Source organism: Roseburia sp. AM23-20 (genome assembly GCF_003470905.1).
GTDB lineage: Bacteria > Bacillota > Clostridia > Lachnospirales > Lachnospiraceae > Roseburia > Roseburia rectibacter.
On sequence record NZ_QRHS01000057.1, the window covers coordinates 1 to 3,419 of the forward strand.

General features: G+C 39.9%; 5 protein-coding genes. 4 read left to right on the forward strand and 1 reads right to left on the reverse strand.

All coding sequences use genetic code 11. The features are described from left to right. Positions 1–96: 96 nt before the first annotated feature. Positions 97–333: a DUF6061 family protein gene (locus tag DW650_RS19160; protein WP_008373065.1), complete on the reverse strand. Its 237-nt coding sequence runs from the start codon at positions 331–333 to the stop codon at positions 97–99. A 310-nt stretch (positions 334–643) separates the two neighbouring features. Here DW650_RS19160 and DW650_RS19165 point away from each other — a divergent pair, with 310 nt between their 5' ends. The 4 genes from DW650_RS19165 (at position 644) to DW650_RS19180 (ending at position 3,222) form a co-directional block, all read left to right on the forward strand. After that, positions 644–1,087 (forward strand): GNAT family N-acetyltransferase, encoded by a 444-nt coding sequence (locus tag DW650_RS19165; RefSeq protein WP_117920238.1) that lies wholly within the window; start codon positions 644–646, stop codon positions 1,085–1,087. A 121-nt stretch (positions 1,088–1,208) separates the two neighbouring features. Continuing rightward, positions 1,209–1,640 carry a radical SAM mobile pair system MarR family transcriptional regulator gene (locus DW650_RS19170; protein WP_117920236.1) on the forward strand — a complete coding sequence of 144 codons (432 nt, stop codon included), beginning with the start codon at positions 1,209–1,211 and terminating at the stop codon, positions 1,638–1,640. Beyond that, positions 1,637–2,326, forward strand: coding sequence for a radical SAM mobile pair protein A (locus DW650_RS19175; RefSeq protein WP_117920234.1), 690 nt, complete (start codon positions 1,637–1,639; stop codon positions 2,324–2,326). Before DW650_RS19170 ends, DW650_RS19175 begins: the two co-directional genes overlap by 4 nt. Beyond that, positions 2,314–3,222: a radical SAM mobile pair protein B gene (locus DW650_RS19180; protein WP_118041151.1), complete on the forward strand. Its 909-nt coding sequence runs from the start codon at positions 2,314–2,316 to the stop codon at positions 3,220–3,222. The genes DW650_RS19175 and DW650_RS19180 overlap by 13 nt, the downstream gene beginning before the upstream one ends. The last annotated feature ends 197 nt before the right edge of the window (positions 3,223–3,419 follow it).

Here is a 3,419-nt window from a genome sequence, read left to right on the forward strand (position 1 = left end):
ATGAAGGGATTGCAACAAAAAGAAAACCCATAAATCCCCTCATGAATGAGGGGGCAGGGGAGTTGAGGTGTCGAAGACACTATTTTTATCTTTGAATTAAATTTCTAAGGAATCTTCCGCATCTACCCACATTTGCATCGTTCCATCAAGATACAATCTTGCATATTCAAGTGGTTCATCAATAGCAAGTGCATTTAACGCACAATCTGATCCAGGTGTTGTTTTTAAATTCTTTTCTGCTTCCCAGCAGTCAATGCGGAGCATATAGCCAGCACTGGTATATACATCAATGCTGTTTCTGTGTGGATTGTATTCTGCAAATATCGTTCTCATCGTATCAAATCTCCTTATCGTTCAATCAATCATTTGTTAAAAAAATAGAAGCATTTCAATCAGTTCACCATGTCGTTTTAATTTTGTGTTATACTGTTTTATAGGATTTTCTTGCCCTTGTATTTGCCCTTATCAGAGTTCGTAAACACTGGTGGGACAATATAATACAAGGGAAACAATAAGGGAAAGCTCACCTGCGATAAACTTAGTGTTTTCAAGGGCTTGAGAGATATTTGATAATAAAATATAACAATTATTAAATTCCTTGGAATACATGAAATCTCAATTCTAGTTTGACGGAGTAATAGATATGAAAATCCGAGAAGTGAATGAGAATAAAAAGCAATTTATAGCATTATTGTTATTAGCTGATGAGCAGGAAAATATGATTGATCACTATCTTGAAAAAGGTACTATGTATGTACTTGAAGATGGTAATGTAAAAGCTGAATGTGTCGTTACTGATGAAGATAATGGAATACTTGAAATTAAAAATATTGCAGTTGATCCTCAGAATCAAGGACAGGGCTATGGGAAAGCATTGATTGACTTCCTTGTAAGTAAATATGCAGATGAATATTCTATTTTGCAGGTTGGAACAGGTGACAGCCCGTTGACCGTACCGTTTTATGAAAAATGCGGATTTGTCCGATCTCACAATATTCCGAATTTCTTTACGGACAATTATGACCACCCAATTTATGAGTGTGGTGTACAGTTAATAGATATGGTATATTTGCAAAGATATTTATAACTTCCAGTTTTTGAAACTGAGAAATCGGAATTTACTTCTACTTAGACATACAAACTGTTGACAGTAAAACTCCTATATAGTATTATTTGATAAAATACTATATAGGAGTTTTTGTGTAAAAATGAATGGAGGATTTCTTGTTACCAAAATAAAACAACTTGGAGATCGAATCTTTGAGAAGATTCTCAGCGAAAAGAATATTGATGCGTTTAACGGAGCCCAAGGGCGTATTCTTTATGTACTGTGGCAGGAAGATGGAATCTCAATCAGGTCACTCTCGATTAAGTGTGGATTAGCGATAACTTCTCTTACTACGATGCTGGAAAGAATGGAAAATCAAGGGCTGATAAGACGTGTTCAGTCTGAAACGGACAAAAGGAAAACACTCCTGTTTCTGACTGAAAAAGCACATGCCTTAAAGGACGAATACGATTCTGTATCTGATAAAATGGGCAGTATTTACTACAAAGGTTTTTCGGAGGAAGAAATTACCCAGTTTGAGGAATGCCTCGACCGTATCAGAAAGAATCTTGAGGAGTGGCAGAAATCATGAGTATTTGTATCAAAGATCAGATTCAAAACATGAATATCGTCATCGGATGTACAGTGGGGTGTGCATATTGCTATGCCCGCAATAATGTGAAACGCTGGCATATGATTGATGACTTTGCTGACCCTGAATTCTTTCCGGGTAAACTCAAGATGATGGAAAAGAAACGTCCGCAGAACTTTCTTCTTACCGGCATGAGCGATCTTTCCGGCTGGAAGTCAGAATGGAGAGACGAGGTATTTGAAAAAATCCGTGAAAATCCACAGCATCAGTTCCTGTTCCTTACAAAGCGACCAGATCTGCTGGATTTTGATACAGATTTGGAAAACGCATGGTTTGGTGTTACGGTGACGAGAAAAGCAGAACTGTGGCGTATTGACGCACTACGGGAAAATGTCAGAGCAAAACACTATCATGTTACCTTTGAGCCGCTATTCGACAATCCAGGTTCAGTTGATCTTTCCGGGATCAACTGGATCGTTGTCGGCACCATGACTGGAGTTCAGAGCAGGAAGGTTCATACGGAGCCGGAGTGGGCATGGTCTCTGACAGATCAGGCGCATGTGCTTGACATTCCGGTATTTATGAAGGAAGATCTTGTCCCTATCATAGGGAATGAAAATATGATTCAGGAAATGCCGGATGAATTCAATAAAGTGTTGGAGGTACAGAAATCATGGCAGAAGTAATAAATGGAATCCTCATTAATGAGGCGGAAACAAAGAACATCATGACCAAGTCCAGTCTGCCTGTAGGCGGTTACTCGGTCAATCCATATGTAGGCTGTACACACGCCTGCAAGTATTGCTATGCTTCTTTTATGAAGCGCTTTACCGGACACAAGGAGGAATGGGGCACTTTCCTTGATGTGAAGCATTGGCCGGAAATTAAGAATCCGAAGAAATATGCCGGACAGCGGGTGGTCATCGGTTCTGTGACAGATGGCTACAATCCACAGGAGGAGCAATTCGGGAATACCAGAAAACTTCTGGAGCAGCTGATCGGCAGTGACGCAGATATTCTGATCTGCACAAAGTCGGATCTTGTGGTACGGGATATTGATCTGCTGAAGAAGCTTGGACGAGTAACCGTTTCATGGTCGATCAACACACTAGATGAAAATTTCAAGAACGATATGGACTCTGCTTCTAGCATTGAGTGCCGTATCGCTGCTATGAAGCAGGTATATGAAGCAGGTATCCGTACAGTCTGTTTCGTATCCCCGGTATTTCCCGGTATCACAGATTTTGAAGCAATCTTTGAGCAGGTAAAGGATCAGTGCGATCTGTTCTGGCTCGAAAATCTCAATCTTCGAGGCGGTTTCAAAAAGACAATTATGGATTATATCGCCGGAAAATATCCTGATCTTGTACCACTTTATGACGAGATCTATAACAAGCATAACCGCAGCTACTTTGAAGCACTTGAAGTAAAAGCTGAGGAAATGGCTAAGAAGTATGATTGTCCCTTTGTGGATAATGAAATGCCTTATGGCAGAGTCCCGCAGGGACATCCGGTGATCGTAGATTATTTCTATCATGAGGAAATCCGAGGGACAGAGAATACAGGAAAAAGAAATCGTTAATCTAAACGAAAATTAAACTGATGATGGTGGAGAGATTTATTTATCGCCATTTGAAATCGAGAAGTTCTTGTTTGAAAAATAGAGAAATTGTAAAATTGAAGAAAAAAGATGCACAGTTCTTAGCTTATCGGGAACTGTGCATTTTTGGTTTGCGCGCCATGGGCGCGCTCTAATGGGTGAAAGTCCCGAACACGCCT